Genomic DNA, 17,872 nt, shown 5'->3' on the forward strand with positions numbered 1-17,872 from the left:
TAGCCGCCATTATTGCTGAGTTAGTTCAAGAGCTTGATTAATTAAATGAAATACAACGTTTTGTTCAATTACGCCCTGTGCTAGCTGAGCACCAGGACCTTTAGCATGTAAAGATATGTCTTCACCTGCGTGTGTTTCTGAGCCCATTGGTACGGTTGCTTCTTGGTGAAAACCTGGGGTTGTTGTATCAACGCCATTTAGCTCAACACGCCCTGCAACAGCAGCACTTGTGTAGCTTGCATCAGCATCAGTCTCGTCGCCTAAGTTTCTAAAGCCTAAACCATTTGCGTAACCGACTGTGGTGTACGGCATATCGTCGGCGGCTAAGCTTGGTGTTGTTTCGCCTACTGCAACTACTTGACCTAAAATTGGATTACCACGCTTAGGGTAGCCTGCAATAGTAAATACATGGCTGTGATCGGCGGTTACTAAAATAAGGGTTTCTTCTGGGTTGGTGTTATCTACCGCTGCTTGCACGGCTTTAGCAAACTCAATGGTGTCGTTCAGCGCGTTGTATGCATTACCCGCGTGGTGCGCGTGGTCAATTCGACCCGACTCAACCGTTAAGAAAAATCCATTATCGTTTTTACCAAGCACTTCAATTGCTTTAGTGGTCATATCGGTAAGTGAAGGCTCGCCCGCTACATCGTTTGCGCGGTCAGCTTCGTACTGCATGTGGGATTCGTTAAATAAACCAAATACTTTAGTGGCGTCGTCTGCTATTGCATCAAAGCCCGTTTGATCCATCACGTACGTAGCATCAGGGTATTGTGTTTGCCACTCAGTCACTAGGTTGCGCTCGTCTGTACGGTCGCCTTCTATAGCGCTTACTGCATCTGTTGAGTTAGCTGTTTCGTCTTTTGGTAAAAAGTGACGACGACCGCCCCCCATTACAAAATCAAGGCCGTCTACGTCGGTCCCTACAAATCGTGCTTCTAGGTTTTTTTCAAAGTTAACCAGTTGCGATGCAATGTCTTCACAGCCACCCGTTACGGCATCTTCTGGCATATCTGATACGTCTTCCCAGTTACGGTCAGCCGATTTAGCATACGTGGCAGCAGGAGTTGCATGCGTAATACGTGCTGTAGAAATAATACCGGTAGATAGCCCTTTAATTTCAGCCAATTCAGTCGCGGTAATTAGCTCGTTACCTGCCACTGTTGAACACACGCCGCGTTCAATGTCTTCATCTACACCAATAACGCCCACATCGGTTTTTACACCCGAAATAATAGCCGTCATCGTGCCTGCTGAATCGGGAGTTTGCGCATCTACGTTATACGTTTTAACTTGTGCAGAGTATGGGAACTCTTCAAAGCTTAAATAACCTTCTTCGCCAGATTGGTTATTACGCTGCCCTTGCAAAATACGCGCGGCGGTAAGAGTAGATATACCCATGCCATCGCCCACAAATAAAATAACGTTTTTAGCTTTAGTGGCTTGTGTAGCCTGCGCTTGTGCTGTTTTTGTTGTTAGTTTAGTTTGCGCAGCGCTATACCAGCTGCTGTCTTTTTGGCTTTGCGGTAGTACATCAGCATGGCTAACTGCGCTAAACGCAAATGTTAGCGCGATTGCCGCAGCGACTTTTTTAATTTTCATCCGTAATTCCCATTGTTTAGTGGTTATTTTTTGAAATGTGTAAACACAAAAAAGATCAACCGCTGCACTATAGAAAACAGATGTGACTGATAAAGGTAATTTTGATGAAAGTAAGATGACTAAACTATTACAAAAATAAGTCACAAAAAAAGCGCAACGCGTTAAACGTTGCGCTTTTAAGGGAAATTATTGAGGGAATTATTTAAATATTAAAAACGTGCTTTAAACGATACCCCAAAGTAGCGCTCTGCATCGCGCGGTATTTGGTAACGGAAGTTATCGCCACTGTAGGTAGTTACGTAGCTTTCGTCGGTTAAGTTTTTAGCAATAAGCGATACTCTAAACGCGTCATCTTTAAACGATAAACCCACACTTGCGTTTAATATACCGTAATCTGGTAATAAAGCAGCTGGATTAAATTCGCCTACGTTGTCTGGTAGGTCTGAGTATTGCCCATCGGTGTAAATGTATGAGCTGTTTATGTGTACGTTAAAACCATGGTCGGTTTCAATAAAGTAATCAGCCGTTAGTGAGTATTTAAGATCTGGCGAAAATGGGACATCTAAACCTGAGCGGTCAGTACACGAGCCAGCGGCTACCTCTGCCGGACAATTAAACTCGTCAATTTCAGCTTTAATATAAGCAACACCACCGGTAAGCGTTAGCGACTCTGTTGCAGCCCACATAAAGTCAACTTCAACACCTTGTGTACTTACGTCGCCCGCATTGGTTAAGCGGGTAATACAGGTGCCGTCTGAACAGTCAAAATTGTTAGCTTGAAAGCCTTCAATCTCGGTTCTGAAAAGAGCCATGTTAAATACAAATTCGCGGCTTGCGTATTTGTAGCCTATTTCATAAGCGTCTGACTCTTCAGGTGCTATTTCGCGGCTGTCGTTATCTGGATTAAAGTTATAATAAATATTAAAACCAGGGCCTTTGTAACCTTGCGAGTAAGTGCCGTATACCATTTGGCCATCGCCTAAATCGTATTGCATACCTAAACGACCCGATACGTTGGTTTCTTCGGCTTTGCCTTCATCATCTGTATTAAGTGTTGCTGGGCGCACGCCTACACCGGTGCGGCCATATACATCGTTACTTACACGGCGATGCGTGTAAGACACTTCATCGTCGGTGTAACGAATACCAAATAAAACGCGTAAATCTTCAGATAAATCGTAGGTACCATCGGCAAAGGCTGCCCAGTTATTAAATTCTGTGCTCATAAAAGCAGTGGCCGATACAATATCGTTTGCGTTACAGCTAACGCCTAGGCTTTGTGTGTAACCTTCTAAGTCAGCAAGTGCTGTATCAAGCTCAGCGCCCGATAAGTTATTTTGCGCGTAAAAAGCCATTGCGCTATCAAGCTGGCCACCATTATTTTGACAACTTGCATCGCGGGTAAAGTTACGTTGTGAATCCATGTTCCAATAAAATAAGCCGGCAACATAATTAAATGGCCCAGCTAGGTTTGATGTAACTCTAAACTCTTGTGAAAACTGATCCCATTGCTGTGCACCAATATCATGTAACTGAAACGGCGCGCCAAATACCGGCTCGCTGCTGTCGCCAGCAATTGAGGTAAAGTCGCCTTCGCGGTATTCTGTGTTATCCCATGAACGCTGCGCAGTAATTGAAGTATACGTATAGTCGCCAATTGTTTTATCAACTTGCACCGAAAATGCGCTATGTTCGTCAATTGTGCGCGACTCGTAATCGTGATCAACGCTGCGTTGGTCTAAATCAATATCGGCTACGCCATCAACAATACCGTTACTATTTGGTACTGATTTTGAATCTGGATTACGGCCACTTGGTAGTGCTTCTAAGTCGGCACAACAGTCATCATCTGCGTTGTAAAACTCAGCTATAAACTTTACGCTTAAGTCGTCCTCTGGCTCGTATTTAAATACAGCACGTGCACCTTCACGGTCGTAACCATTTACTTTTTCGTTGTTGTAAACGTTATCAATGTAACCGTCAAACTTGCCTTTAAATACCGTTAGGCTTGCCGCTAAATCGTCGGTTAAACCGCCGCTTATAACGCCTTTAAAACGGTATTCGTTATCTTGATAAAACGAAGTTTCTACGCTGCCGGTTGTGTCGTACGACGGATCTTTAGTGGTAATATTTACCACACCTGCTGAGGCGTTTTTGCCAAATAACGTACCTTGTGGCCCGCGTAATACTTCAATGCGGTCTACGTCGTATAAATCAGCAAATGCTTGACCCGAGCGGCCAAGTACCACACCATCAACAACAGTTGCCACACTTGGCTCGGCAGCAATACTAAATGAAATAGTACCAATACCGCGCACTGTTAGCGCTGAGTTGCGTGTTGTGGTGCCTTTTCTAAAGCTAACCGAAGGAACAAGTGACTGTAAGCCTTCCATGTTATTAGCAAAAGCTGAATTAATTTGATCGCTATTAAGTACCGATACCGCAACAGGTACTTCGTTTAAGCTTTGCGTTCTTTTTTGTGAAGTAACGACTATTTTTTCAAATGTATCGTTTTTAGCTGTTTCTGTTTTTTGTTGTTCTTGTTCTTGTTCGGTTTGCTCTTGCTGCGCATGTACCTGCGTGCTTAATGCTAAACCGGTTGTCATTGCTAACGTGACTGCCAAGCTTAAGACGGACTTTTTAGCTCTCATGTCATTCTCCATATTGTGCGTGTGTGCTGTGTGGTACCGCGCTAGCAATTGTGTGGGTTGCTAAAAAGCGGTGTCAGTGTGTGATACTTTCCTTAAAGCTCTTACATCTTATATCTTATATAAGAGCTTTAAATTTAAACAAACTATCTTACTAATGCAATCATTATGTGAATAAAATGTAATTTTAAATTAAGTAATGAGGAATCAGCCGCATGTTATACGGCCTTTGGAATCCCAATATGCGCTAAGCTATTTTCGTAACGAACCTGCCAACGACGTACACTCCACCAGCTAAGCACTAAAACAGTAGACCAAACAGCAACTAAACTTGGTACAAAGAACACACTGGTTCCACCAACCAATCCGAGCGGCGAAAACAATATATACAAGCTAACAATCAAGCCTACTAATACAATTGCGCAAGGTAATGCGTATTTCCAAGGATTAAGGTCTACCTCGGCTTTGCGTGTAAATTGCCATGGTGTTTTAAGGGGTTTGTAGTAACCAATACCCAACATTATTGCCAATTCAATTAAGAATAAAATGGCGTAAATATGAATAAAGTTAATGTCTACATCCCATACAAATTTAAGCAAGGTGTAGGCAATAATATGGAATATAATCGCGACTTTAGCGCCCAGCGCAGGCACTTTTCGAGTAAACAAACCAACCAATACAATTGTGATGACCGGAATGTTGTAAAAGCCTGTAAACACACGAATAATGTGCCATAAACCTTCAGGTGCAAACATCAATAATGGCGCAGTTATAAACGACAATATGGCAATAACAATACTGGTAATTTTGGCTACTTTTATAAGTTGGCTGTCTGTTACCTTATTTTTTTTCATTGGCTTATAAACATCTAAGCAAAATAAGGTCGCCGCGCTGTTGAGCAATGAATTAAATGAGCTAAATACAGCACCTAGCAATACGGCCAAAAAGAAGCCAGATAAATACTGTGGAAGCACTTCTTTTACCAAATGTGGGTAAGCTAAATCGATAGTTGGCAGGCTTTCGTGTTTATAAAGATGGTAAGCAATAACGCCAGGGATCATCATCATAAACGGTACTAGCACTTTAAAGTACCCTGAAAACAACACCCCTTTTTGACCTTCAACTAAGTTTTTAGCGCCCAATGTGCGCTGGATCACATACTGATTAGTGCCCCAATAAAACAAATTAGCTAAGATCATCCCTGTAAAAATAGTGCCAAATGGCACGGGATCATCGCTACTACCAATAGCATTGAGCTTTTCTGTGTCGGTGTTTACTAGGGTGCTTAACCCTTCTGAAAAACTACCATCACCCAATGCAATTAAGCCCAGTGTTGGCACTAAAATACCAATGATAAGTAACCCAACACCATTAATGGTATCTGAGACCGCAACCGCCTTTAAACCACCAAATACAGCATAAATAGCCCCAACTGAGCCCACTGTAATAATGGTCACAATTAGGCTTGCTTGGTAGCTCATATTTAATAAGGTGGGTACATCAAAAAGTCTAAGTACGGCAATTGATCCTGAGTACAAAACAGAAGGGATCGTTATAAAACAATACCCTACCATAAATAAGATCACCGTCATGCGTCGTACGGTATCGTCAAAACGATCCCGTAAAAATTCAGGTAAGGTAGAAAACGCGCCCGCTAGATAACGAGGCAAAAAGATCAACGCCATAATAATGGTTGATACTCCTGCGGTTACTTCCCACGCCATTGAGCTTAGGTTGTAACCATAGGCTGAGCCATTAAGGCCAATTAGTTGCTCGGCCGATAAGTTAGTGAGGATCATTGACCCTGCTATAAATGTACCTGTTAACCCACGACCCGCTAAAAAGTAGCCATCTTGGGTGTTAACTTCCCCTTTGGTTTTTTGGTACGAGATATATCCCACCAGCGCCATAAACGCCAAGCACGATAGCAGTGTCATGGTAATGTTCATACCTTCCATCTTGCGCCCCTTTTAGCTTACTTTACTCGGTAAAAAGTAAGCTAATATCTTTATTATTGTGTGTTGTATGTGTGTTGTGTGTGTTTTTTATTAAGCCGAGTTTTATTTAGGCCATGCTGTTAATTGGCTCATGTCTTGCTCTGTGTGTTGAACCTCTGGGCCAAGCATTAGGCTGTCGCCTTCGCGTACAAATACTGCCATTTCTTCAAGTGCGAGTGTGTGCTCGTAGTACTTACTCCCTTCGTAAACTTGTTTATCGGGGAAGCGAATCCAATTACCTTGCGGTAAGTAAAACTTAACTTTACCGTTTGGTACTACACACGGCACAACCAGTAATTTTTCACCGCACATAAATTGCTGATCAAAACTATGCGCCAGTACATCATCAGGAAATGCCAATGCCATGGCACGCTGAACCGGCAAGCCTGTTTGCTGCGCTTGCTCTGCACATGTTTGTAAGTACGGAATTAACTGGTAGCGTAATTTAAGTGCTGCAAATACCGCATCACTTGCTTGCTCGGTGTAAGACCACGGTTCGCGAGGACCAATACCGTGTAAGCGCATATGTGCGCTAAATACTGAAGCTTGTGCCCAGCGCACGTAAAGTTCTGCGTCGCGGGTGTCTTTGTAAAAACCACCAATGTCGGTTGCAAAAAATGGCCCACCCGACATACCCCACGCTAAACTGCCACGAATGCTTGCCGCTAAACCCTGCCAATCGGCTTGCGGGTCGCCGCCCCACTGTGCAGGAAAACATTGGCTGCCCGTCCATGCTGAACGGCTGAACAAAAATGGCCCAGTTTTACAGTATTTTTCGGCGGCCTCAAAAACGCAGCGGTTGTACAACATGCTGTAAACGTTGTGCAGCCTAATACCGCTGTCACCACTGTGAGATATCATATTGTCGTCTTCTAGCTGCTCGCCAAAATCCGCTTTTATCATATCTACGCCAAGCTCAAACAAAGGCTTATGCGATTCGAGCCAATATTCGTAAGCATCAGGGTGCGTAAAATCTAAAATACCCGACTCAGGCAGTGGCGTAAGTACTTCGCCAAACGGGCTTAAATCCCACTCGTATTGATACGCTTTACCTGTGCGTTTGTCTTTTATTAGCCAACCGTTTTCGGCCGCTTTAGCAAATAATGGGTTGTTTACCGAGATCATGGGGTATTCCCACACACAAATTTTAAAATCCATCGCTTTTAGTTCATCAAGCACAGGTTTTGGGTCTGCGTAGCGTGTTGGGTCCCATTCAAATGCAAAGCGGGTGTCGGTGTCTTGCCATGCACGGCCATCAAGGGTAATTACATCGCATGGCATGTTTTTCGCGCGTACTTCGCGGGCTACACTAAGTAATTCGTCAGCATCTTTGTAATACGCTTTTGATAAAATAACACCAAAACTCCACTGCGGTGGTACCGGTGCAAAACCTGTTAGCTCGCAGTAACGGTTGATGCTTTGGGCAGGTGTTTGTTCTTGATATAAAAATACATCTAGCGCCTCATCTTCAACTAAACATACATATGCGCGTTGCGACCATAATGCATAACCTACACCATGGGTAACAGGCGCGGCTGTATGTACAAACAAATTCCAGCCTTCTGGGCTCCAAGCATACGGGGTATTTTTATAAGACTTTTCGGCGTTAACACCTAGCGCATCGTGGTTGTATGAACGAATAAGTTGGCCGCGTTTATCAAGCTTGCCCCATTTTTCGCCAAGACCATACACGGCTTCGTCGTAGTTAAGCTCTAGGCTTAAAATCCAGCCGTTATCGGTTTTAGCCAGTGGCGGTAAACGGTGCTGGCGTACAAAGTGACCATCAGTTGCTGATTGCTGTACTAGCTCATCGTTTTTATAAAGTTTGAAATGAAAAGGGTCGCTGTAAAATTCTAGCCGGTATTCGCCACCACTTACGCTGTAATCATTATTGTTTTTGCTAAGTGTTAGGGGGTATTCTGATGGGGTTGTGGTTAATATTTTAAATTGCTCGTCATGCGTGGTGCCTGCATTTAAACGTAAGCCAAACTGGCTAATCGTTACGCTAATATCACCAAACTGAGTGGGCAAAACCAGCACATTACCTTGTAACTTTGGCTGTGCGGTTAAGCGTGCTGGCTCTATTGCGTTCCAGTCTGGCTCACGTAATTCAAATGCATTCATGGGAGTTCCTTAACCAATTATTAGTCTTGTATAAGACACAAGTTAAATAATTGTAATCCCCATGTCAACGTAAATAAACTCAAGATGAATTATTTACGTCGCGATTTTTAAAATATCCCCAGCGCCGATGTTGCCACCAGCGATAAACCACTTAGGCCAAGCAATGCAATTGCTATAATACGTACCCATTTAGCGTCAACGTAGGGCGTTAATTTACGAGCAAAATGCGTAACTAGCAACACTAAAGGAATAGCCGCTGCAATTAAAAACATAATGTCGAGCCCAGGCAAAGTACCAAATAAAGCGATACCTACACGTACTAGTCCACCAATAGTAAATACCGCTAATAACGTACTGCGAATAGCTTCAATAGACCAACTTTGCTTATAACACTGAAACACAAGCGGCGGCCCTGAGGTTGAAAACAACCCACCAAGTAACCCACTTACTCCACCGGCTATTAAAAATGAACGAGGACGACTTTGTTTATTTGCACGCTCGCGGCCAATCAGCATTAAAGCGCAGCAAAGCAAAATGCTTACACCTAAAGCAAAATTTAAATAGTGTGTTAAATGCGACGACATATACTCAAGTAGCACAAAACCTAACAGCATTAGTGGAATACCGGTATACAACATAAGTTTTAGCTCGGGTACTTTTACCGAACTGCGGTTTTTAACGACCACGGTTGTTGAATTAACTAACCCCAGCAAACTCACCAAAAATGTAGTTGCCGTAAGTGGCAATACATCAAGCAACGTAAAGCTTGCAACCACCAGTAACCCAAAGCCAAACCCGCTAAGAGTTTGCATTACAGTGGCAAGGCTTAGGCACAGCGCCATAAGCAAAATGAGTTCAAAAGAAATACTGAGCACTTTTAATTTCCTAAGGGTGAGCTATTGTAGTGTAACGATTTGTTTTTAGGCATAATGTATATTTTGCGCCTATTCAACATTACAGCAGTAGTTCACGTTTAATTGAGCTAGCGCAAATATGCGTAAAAGGTTTCACCTATGCTATAACTACAGGTGGATTAAATTTAATGGTAAATAATAATGAGTAACTCTATGTTTGATCACAAATTAAGTGGCCCAAGCTTGGCTTTTCAACCACTTTACTTACAAGTGGCTGATTATATTAAACAGCTCATTGTTGAAAGACGTTGGGTACCTGGCGAAGCATTACCAAGCGAATTTCGCCTTGCTGAAGAATTTAACGTAAGCCAAGGTACAGTTCGTAAAGCACTAAACTTATTAACCGACAATAAAATAGTAACTCGTCGCCAAGGCGTTGGTACGTTTGTATCAGAGCATACTGCGCAAGATGCCTTATTTAGGTTTTTTCCGTTACAAGCAGACGGTAAAGGTGCCGATTTGCCAAAGGCTGAACTGCTATCGGTTGAGCTTTGTGCAGCGCCAGTTGAAGTAATAGAAGCGTTACAACTCAATAAAAAAGACAAAGTTACCAAGCTTGTTCGTAGGCGTATTCTTGATAACGAATTTTGCATGAGCGAAACTATATACCTACCACAAAGCTACTTTCCTGATATACATCAAAGTAGTGATATTCCGCATACATTGTACCATTACTATCAAACCAAATTTAACCAAACTGTACACAAAACCCAAGACAGTATTAAAGCCGTACTTGCTACAATGGATGATGCCAAAATGCTTGCTATAAAAGCTGGCGATCCACTGCTGTTGGTATCACGCATTACCGAATCAATCGAAGGTAAACGTATTGAATATCGCCAAAGCAAATGCCGTAGCGATCATTACCACTATCAAATTGAACTTGATTAACTAAAAGCGTGTTTAGTGCTAAAAACCCACTTTAGCGCATAATAATTAAATATTTTTTAAAGGCAGCAAACGCTGCCTTTTTGCTGCCTGTAGGTTTTTTAACTGAACCATTTACTGCTTTGCTGTTAACACAGTATTGACACTGTTTGATTCGTATAATAACTTATGTCTTATACAAGACCTAAGTCATTATGTATTTTTAACAGGAATTCCCAATGAGTTCATTAAATAATATCCCTCCAGTAGGGTTCGGTTTATGGAAAGTCGCGCAAGAAGATTGTGCACAAACGGTATACCAAGCCATTAAGGCGGGTTACCGCCATCTTGATTGCGCATCAGACTACGGTAACGAAGAGCAAGTAGGCGATGGCATCGCCCAAGCAATAAACGATGGCTTATGTACCCGTGAAGAATTATGGGTAACATCAAAACTGTGGAATACCTTTCATGCACCAGAGCATGTTGGCCTCGCGATTGATAAAACACTGAGTGATTTAAAGCTAGATTACCTAGACTTATACCTAATTCATTTTCCGATTGCGCAAACATTTGTGCCAATAGAAACCCGCTATCCACCAGAGTGGTTTGTTGACCCTACGGCGCAAAACCCACAAATGGAGCTTTCAAAAGTACCATTGTATTTAACGTGGCAAGCAATGGAAGAACAAGTACACAACAACAAAGCAAAACGCATTGGGGTATGTAATTACTCAAGCGCACTGCTTCACGATTTAATGACCTACGCAAATATCAAACCCGCTATGTTGCAAATTGAGTCGCACCCTTATTTAACGCAAGAGCGATTAGTAAGACTCGCAAAGCAGTACGATATTCCGGTTACTGCGTTTTCACCACTGGGTGCGCTTTCATACCTTGAGCTAGAAATGGCTGATAAAGCTGAATCAGTTCTTGAGCAAAGTGTTGTTAAAGCGGCTGCACGCAATCATGGCAAAACGCCAGCACAAGTAGTTCTTCGCTGGGGCGTGCAACGCGGCACTGCCATTATTCCAAAAACCTCAAAACTTGAACGCATGAAAGAAAATCTCGCACTGTTTGATTTTGAATTAACAGAGCAAGAAATGGCGCAGATTTCTGCGCTTAACAGTAATCGCCGGTTTAACGACCCTGGGCACTTTTGTGAAGCTGCCTTTAACCGTTTTCACCCAATTTACGATTAGGATAATAAAATGTCAGCTACCGAAATTAACTACGCCTCAGTGCCAACTCAATTAACGTTTGATGACTCGGTTTTTCCGTGCATTGTGGTTAATAACAATAACGCCAGCACCGTTGAAGAAGCGGTAGCTTTCATTCGCGCAAATAAAAGTGAATTGGCTAAAAAACTTCGCAGCTCAGGTGCTGTGTTGTTTCGCGGCTTTCCTATAAATAGTGCCGAAACCTTTGATACTTTTTCAGCCGGGTTTGACTACACAAACTTTACCTATAAAGAGTCACTGTCTAACGCGGTACGAATTAATTTTACCGAACGTGTATTTACAGCTAACGAAGCGCCAAAAGATGTAGAAATATACTTGCATCACGAAATGGCGCAAACGCCTATTTCGCCAAGTAAGTTGTTCTTTTTTTGTAAATCGGCCGCTGAAGAAGGCGGTGCTACACCTCTTTGCCGATCAGATAAATTATTTAGTGCGTTAAAAGAATACGACAGCAAGCTTGCCCATGACTTTGAACACAAAGGCCTAAAATATACCACCTATATGCCAGCCGCTGACGACGCAACATCAGGCCAAGGCCGAAGCTGGAAAAGTACGCTAAGTGTAGAAACCAAAGACGAAGCACATAATAAATTAACCGAACTTGGTTACGAGTGGGAATGGCTTGAAGACGGCTCGCTAAAAGCCGTTACACCGGTACTGCCTGCTGTAGTAACTCTTGAAAATAACGTACAGGTTTTTTATAACCAACTGATTGCCGCTTACATGGGCTGGAAAGGTGTACGCGAAAATCCATCAATCGCCATTACTTTTGGCGATGGTAGTGCAATACCTAAAGCAGGACTTGATAAAATTGTTGAGCTTTCTAAAGTATTTACCTTTGATCTTGCATGGCAAGACGGTGACGTTGCTTTAGTTGATAACGAAATGGCTATGCATGGTCGTCGCCCTTTTACAGGTGAACGTAAACGCCAAGTGTTAGTAGCACTTACCGCAGCTAAAGCGTAATGCAGCGCTTAAGTGGTAAATTAAGCAGTAAAATATCACCTTTATGGCAAGGCGCCAGCATTGCTGCAATGACTGGCCTTGCCGCTTTATTCTTGAGTGAGCATTACGGCGCGCCAGCCATGCTGTTTGCTTTGTTACTGGGTATGGCAGTCTCATTTTTGTATCAAAGCGATAGCCCTTGCGCCAAAGGTATCGACTTTACTGGTACCACGGTTTTGCGCGTCGGTATAGTACTGCTAGGCACACGCATAGCACTGGGAGATTTAGTAACACTGGGTTGGCAAACAGCACTTATGTTAGCGGGCGCCATATTTACCACTATTATTTTAGGTGTAGTGCTAGCGCGCGTATTTGGCTTACAAAAACGCTTTGGTGCACTAACAGGTGGCTCGGTTGCTATTTGTGGAGCGTCTGCTGCGCTGGCTATCTCGTCTATTATGCCAAACAGCGAACATAAAGAACGCGATACCCTATTAACCGTTATTGGCGTAACAGCTATGTCGACTCTCGCTATGATCCTCTACCCTATTGTGGTTAATTATCTTGAGTTTGACGCCCATAATGCAGGCGTATTTTTAGGTGGCACAATACATGATGTAGCCCAGGTAGTGGGTGCAGGTTATTCGGTATCACCCGAGACAGGCGATATAGCAACCCTAACTAAGCTCGTTCGTGTTGCTATGCTACTACCCGTTGTGCTTATTATGATGGTTGTTATTAATCACTCAAATAAAGAAAAACACGGAGAGCTACCTAAAGTACCTGGTTTTTTAATTGGCTTTGTAATACTTATGGTAATAAATAGCTGCTTTTCACCCCCTACAATAGTACTTGAAACCGCTAACGAACTTTCGCAGTTCTTTTTAATTGCGGCTATTTCAGCCATAGGTATGAAAACTAATTTAGGAAAACTAACCGAAGTAGGTATGAAACCCATTATTTTAATTGTGGCTGAAACACTTTGGATTGCGTTATTAATACTTGGATTTGTAATTTGGAGCTAAAGAATTACATTATTTAGGGTATATCTAAAAAAATTTAGTAGGTAATTAGGTCATGTTTTAACCAATTAAAAGCTGTGTTTTGCCTACTTTAAAACTACGCACAAAAACAGGCTTAACGTATTGATTAAACAAAGCTTACCTTTATTTTAAAAGTATAAAATATCATCTTAATCATAACTAATTAGTTAAAAAAACAACAAACAAATAAAGTACTTACTCTAAAATAAATTTACAATAGGGCTTGGTATATACTTTAATTTACTGTTATCCTGCCTCGCATCGGGTTGACAGAAAACCCTATTTATTTGTAAGTACCACGTTGTTTTAGTAATAATCCTTCGCGTTATCCTCAGTTAAATGTATGTTTTCTTCCTGTTAAATTGCCTAATTTAAGGCACACTTTTATTAATCCTTAGGATACTATTATGTCTACAACTACAACTGGTACAGTTAAATTTTTCAACGAAGCAAAAGGTTTTGGTTTCATCGAGCAAGAATCTGGTCCTGATGTTTTCGCACATTTCAGCGCAATCTCTGGCGACGGTTTCAAAACTTTAGCTGAAGGCCAACGTGTACAGTTTACTGTTACTCAAGGTCAAAAAGGCCCACAAGCTGAAAACATCGTTAGCATCTAATTGCTTTCGTTAAATGGGTTAGCAATAACCCATTTTGAATACTAGTTTGAAAGAAGTTTTGTTTTATTTGTTAGTACCGAGTTGTTTTAGTAATAATCCTACGCGATATCCTCAAGTTAACTATTTTTTCCGGCTCAATCGCCTCTTTTCAGGCACACTTATATTAATTTTTTAGGATACATATTATGTCTAATACAACTACTGGTTCAGTAAAATGGTTTAACGAAGCAAAAGGTTTTGGTTTTATCGAGCAAGAATCTGGCGCAGACGTTTTTGCACATTTCAGCGCGATCTCTGGCGACGGTTTTAAAACTTTAGCTGAAGGCCAACGTGTACAGTTTACTGTTACTCAAGGTCAAAAAGGCCCACAAGCCGAGAACATTGTTAGCATCTAATTGCTACACAATTTAATGGGTTAGCGATAGCCCATTTTGAATACTAGTTTGAAAGAAGTTTTGTTTTATTTGTTAGTACCGAGTTGTTTTAGTAATAATCCCACGCGATATCCTCAAGTTAACTATTTTTTCCGGCTCAATCGCCTCTTTTCAGGCACACTTATATTAATTTTTTAGGATACATATTATGTCTAATACAACTACTGGTTCAGTAAAATGGTTTAACGAAGCAAAAGGTTTTGGTTTCATCGAGCAAGAATCTGGCGCAGACGTTTTTGCACATTTTAGCGCAATCTCTGGCGACGGTTTCAAAACTTTAGCTGAAGGCCAACGTGTACAGTTTACTGTTACACAAGGTCAAAAAGGCCCACAAGCCGAGAACATTGTTAGCATCTAACTGCTACACAATTTAATGGGTTAGCAATAGCCCATTAATATACTTATCTATATAATTTTTAGTCAAATATCGTCAAAATCCCCTTCTATACATATTTTCCAAGCGCCATCTCATTTGTATCCGCAACTCATTAATTAGTGCATTTTTAAACACATTTACTACTATCTCTCTTGAGCGAAAGCGTTGTATTGCCTACAATAGCGCATACTTCATTCAATATAGAATATGACCATGAACGACACTACCGCAAAACCTGCTTTACCAGATCGCCTTTCTATTAATCCACGTAGCCCACATCATGTGGAAGAAGTTTTTGAACACGATATTGGTATCACGTTCAACGGCAAAGAGCGTTTTGATGTTGAAGAATACTGCATCAGCGAAGGTTGGATAAAGTTTGCATCTCCAAAAGGCCTTGATCGTCGCGGACAACCACTTTTACTTACAAGAAAAGGCACTGTTGAAGCCTTTTATAAGTAAGCTAATACTACTTACTAAAAAAGCGACACCATATTGGGTAGTCGCTTTTTTTGTGCCTTTTTAATAGGTTGAGCTTTTTTCATGCCCAACCTGATGAAGTTTCATTATGATTTTTTAAAAAATATGTTTGAATAGCGCCATATTATTTAGACATATAGAAGTCCATAAGTGAAAAAGGTAACAATTTTAGATGGCGGCATGGGACGTGAACTTAAGCGCATTGGCGCACCGTTCTCACAGCCACTTTGGAGTGCACAAGCACTTATAGAAGCCCCACACTTTGTAGCACGAGCCCATCAAGGCTTTATAGATGCAGGCGCTGAAATAATTACGGTTAATAGTTATGCCTGTGTGCCCTTTCATTTAGGTGAAGAACGCTACGAAAACCAAGGTGCATTACTCGCAGAGCAAGCGGCGCTTATTGCTAAAGAAGTAGCTCAAAACGCTAAACAAAGTGTATCAGTAGCAGGTTCATTACCACCAGCATTTGGCTCTTACCACCCTGAACTATTTGAAAGCGAGCGCGCATTTACTATTTTAGATACGTTATATAAAGCGCAAGACGAGTATGTAGATTTATGGATTGGCGAAACCATATCGAGCATTGAAGAAGCACGCGTTATGGCAAGCGTACTTAAAGGCTCAAACAAGCCATGTTATTACGCATTTACCTTAAATGATGTGGTAAGCGAGCAAGCTAAACTTCGCTCTGATGAGCTGGTAAGTGACGCAGTAACGGCTTTGCTTCAACAAAATGTTGCTGGTATTTTCTTTAACTGTTCAATACCTGAAGTTATAGAGCAAGCCTTTAGCGATACCAACGCAGTATTAGCCAAGCAAAATAAAAGTATTGTTTTAGGGGCGTTTGCTAATGGCTTTACACCTATAGCACGCGATTACAAAGCCAACGAAGGCTCACAAGCGTATCGCGATATTTCACCTTCAGAATACTTAGACTTTGCTAAAAAGTGGCACAGCCAGGGCGCAAGCATTATCGGCGGCTGCTGTGGTATTGGCCCAGAGTTTATTGAAGTGCTGGCAAACTGGAAACAAGATCTCGAAAGCGCTTAAGCTTTTAGGACTTTTTAAATATTAGGGCTTATTTGTTGTTACCCAATCAAGCCCTTGAATTGCTGTAGTAGGAAAAGCGGTTGCATGGCTCGCCCCTTCAATAACAACGCTTTTTAATTCAATATTGTCACTGCTAAGTTCATTAATTTTTTGCGTTAATTGCTTTGCCCCTTCCACCATATTTTGCCCTTCACCAAAGCTTGGCGTTTCCTTTGCTCCCACAGATATATAAACCTTTGTAGGCAATTTAGGTTTATGTGCTTGTAGCGCTAAAATTACATTGTTATTAAACCAAACTGATGGGCTGCCAATAATATAATTGTTAAATAAGTCGGGCATCGTAAATAAAATAGTGGCGCCAAATAACCCACCTAAAGAGTTACCTATATAGGTTTTATGTGTGCTACTTGCTCGGTAGTTACTTTGTATAAATGGCAGTACCGTATTTTTTAAAAACAGCGCATGGTTTTGAGCGTTACCGGTTTGTTTTTTCCAGCTTTTAGCCTTATTTGGTGTGTAGTCTCTAATACGGCTATTAGACCCTTTAGAGCCTTTTTCATAGCTAATGGCCACAATAATAGCCTCCTGCATTTTACCGCTATTCATAGGAAACCGTGTAGCACCTGCCACAATAGGAAACGTATACGGCGCATCGGTTAAATAAATAACTGGATATATTTTTTCAGGGTGCTTTTTATATGACTTAGGAAGCTGAATAAAAACAGGGTATACCCGATTGGTCACGGGCTCAGTGAGCTCAATAACGCTGCTTCTAGGGATTTGGTACGGGGTATTTGCGCTTAATTTAAAACACATTAAAGCGCAAAGTAACAGCAGGGATTTTAAAGCAGTATTCATTAAATTAATTAACCTAAGCCAAGCGTAATAAACCAATATTAGATGATTACTTTAACTCACTTTTAGCTTTAGGCTATTAAAAATTTAAACTCCGAGCTTTGAAAGGCAGTGCTACACGTTAGTTGTTTGTAGCACTAACACCGCTAAGCTACCTGATCAGATTCATCGCCTGAACACGGGCAATTATCATCATTTTGTTTAAGGCATTGTTGGTAATTAAACCAATGAGCCACAGCAATAAACGCTGAGCCTATTAAGGTTAGCGCTTTTTCGGCTATTTCATGCCCTAGTAATACCGCACATATCATAAAAGACAGTCCAATAACGCCGCAGGCCATATAACGTTTACGCTTATGCTTTTTACAGCCTAAGCTCAATGCTAATAAACTGGTGGGTAATACCGCTGCAAGAATCCATAAATGAAATTGTTCACTATCTATTTGCAGTACAGCAAAGCTTGGCAATAGCGCTAAAATAACCGGGGTTGCAAAACAATGTACTGTACACATTAACGATAACCCAATCGCCATACGATCCATAACACTTTGACTCGACTTCATTATTTCCTCTACTAAATTAGTGCCTCTACTCAAAAGCGTTACCTTTAAGGAGACATTTTAGTAACAACAGTTAATTACTATTGATACATTATAACATTTCTCGCATAATTGATATA

General features: G+C 41.5%; 16 protein-coding genes. 9 read left to right on the plus strand and 7 right to left on the minus strand.

The window, feature by feature from the left end; all coding sequences use genetic code 11:
• Window positions 1-9: 9 nt before the first annotated feature.
• The 5 genes from H5115_RS08495 to H5115_RS08515 form a co-directional block, all read right to left on the minus strand.
• The gene (locus tag H5115_RS08495) at window positions 10-1,599 is read right to left on the minus strand and encodes an alkaline phosphatase (RefSeq protein WP_039486975.1); all 1,590 of its coding nucleotides are present in this window, start codon (window positions 1,597-1,599) and stop codon (window positions 10-12) included.
• 209 nt (window positions 1,600-1,808) lie between these two features.
• A complete protein-coding gene (locus H5115_RS08500; RefSeq protein ID WP_182754758.1) occupies window positions 1,809-4,250 on the minus strand; it encodes a TonB-dependent receptor in 2,442 nt (813 codons plus the stop codon).
• A gap of 215 nt (window positions 4,251-4,465) precedes the next feature.
• A complete protein-coding gene (locus H5115_RS08505; RefSeq protein ID WP_182754760.1) occupies window positions 4,466-6,205 on the minus strand; it encodes a solute:sodium symporter family transporter in 1,740 nt (579 codons plus the stop codon).
• A gap of 102 nt (window positions 6,206-6,307) precedes the next feature.
• Window positions 6,308-8,368 (minus strand): alpha-xylosidase, encoded by a 2,061-nt coding sequence (locus H5115_RS08510; RefSeq protein ID WP_182754762.1) that lies wholly within the window; start codon window positions 8,366-8,368, stop codon window positions 6,308-6,310.
• Between the two features lie 107 nt (window positions 8,369-8,475).
• On the minus strand, window positions 8,476-9,243 hold the full coding sequence (locus tag H5115_RS08515; RefSeq protein ID WP_310736285.1) for a TSUP family transporter: 768 nt from the start codon (window positions 9,241-9,243) through the stop codon (window positions 8,476-8,478).
• Window positions 9,244-9,423: 180 nt separating this feature from the next.
• Here H5115_RS08515 and H5115_RS08520 point away from each other — a divergent pair, with 180 nt between their 5' ends.
• From H5115_RS08520 to H5115_RS08560, 9 genes are all read left to right on the plus strand, one after another.
• Window positions 9,424-10,173 (plus strand): GntR family transcriptional regulator, encoded by a 750-nt coding sequence (locus H5115_RS08520; protein WP_138489840.1) that lies wholly within the window; start codon window positions 9,424-9,426, stop codon window positions 10,171-10,173.
• A gap of 215 nt (window positions 10,174-10,388) precedes the next feature.
• Complete coding sequence (locus tag H5115_RS08525; RefSeq protein WP_182674530.1) at window positions 10,389-11,351, plus strand: aldo/keto reductase; 963 nt, start codon at window positions 10,389-10,391, stop codon at window positions 11,349-11,351.
• Between the two features lie 9 nt (window positions 11,352-11,360).
• Window positions 11,361-12,356, plus strand: a complete 996-nt coding sequence (locus H5115_RS08530; protein ID WP_182672127.1) for a TauD/TfdA family dioxygenase — start codon at window positions 11,361-11,363, stop codon at window positions 12,354-12,356.
• Window positions 12,356-13,360: a YeiH family protein gene (locus H5115_RS08535; protein WP_182754764.1), complete on the plus strand. Its 1,005-nt coding sequence runs from the start codon at window positions 12,356-12,358 to the stop codon at window positions 13,358-13,360. The genes H5115_RS08530 and H5115_RS08535 overlap by 1 nt, the downstream gene beginning before the upstream one ends.
• Window positions 13,361-13,785: 425 nt before the next feature.
• Window positions 13,786-13,995, plus strand: a complete 210-nt coding sequence (locus H5115_RS08540) for a cold-shock protein (RefSeq protein ID WP_024595869.1) — start codon at window positions 13,786-13,788, stop codon at window positions 13,993-13,995.
• A gap of 185 nt (window positions 13,996-14,180) precedes the next feature.
• Window positions 14,181-14,390 (plus strand): cold-shock protein, encoded by a 210-nt coding sequence (locus H5115_RS08545; RefSeq protein WP_007580429.1) that lies wholly within the window; start codon window positions 14,181-14,183, stop codon window positions 14,388-14,390.
• A gap of 187 nt (window positions 14,391-14,577) precedes the next feature.
• Entirely contained in the window at window positions 14,578-14,787 is a 210-nt protein-coding gene (locus H5115_RS08550) for a cold-shock protein (protein WP_007580429.1), read from the plus strand.
• Window positions 14,788-15,018: 231 nt separating this feature from the next.
• Window positions 15,019-15,267 carry a DUF3297 family protein gene (locus tag H5115_RS08555; RefSeq protein WP_002963088.1) on the plus strand — a complete coding sequence of 83 codons (249 nt, stop codon included), beginning with the start codon at window positions 15,019-15,021 and terminating at the stop codon, window positions 15,265-15,267.
• Between the two features lie 168 nt (window positions 15,268-15,435).
• On the plus strand, window positions 15,436-16,338 hold the full coding sequence (locus H5115_RS08560; protein WP_182754766.1) for a homocysteine S-methyltransferase family protein: 903 nt from the start codon (window positions 15,436-15,438) through the stop codon (window positions 16,336-16,338).
• Window positions 16,339-16,359: 21 nt separating this feature from the next.
• On the opposite strand, the gene H5115_RS08565 is transcribed toward H5115_RS08560, so the two are convergent.
• Both H5115_RS08565 and H5115_RS08570 read right to left on the minus strand, forming a co-directional pair.
• Window positions 16,360-17,196 (minus strand): alpha/beta hydrolase, encoded by an 837-nt coding sequence (locus H5115_RS08565; protein WP_182754768.1) that lies wholly within the window; start codon window positions 17,194-17,196, stop codon window positions 16,360-16,362.
• A gap of 143 nt (window positions 17,197-17,339) precedes the next feature.
• Window positions 17,340-17,756 (minus strand): MerC domain-containing protein, encoded by a 417-nt coding sequence (locus H5115_RS08570; protein ID WP_138540492.1) that lies wholly within the window; start codon window positions 17,754-17,756, stop codon window positions 17,340-17,342.
• Window positions 17,757-17,872 lie beyond the last annotated feature (116 nt).

The organism is Pseudoalteromonas sp. SR44-2, from assembly GCF_014163745.1.
GTDB classification, from domain to species: Bacteria; Pseudomonadota; Gammaproteobacteria; order Enterobacterales; family Alteromonadaceae; genus Pseudoalteromonas; species Pseudoalteromonas distincta.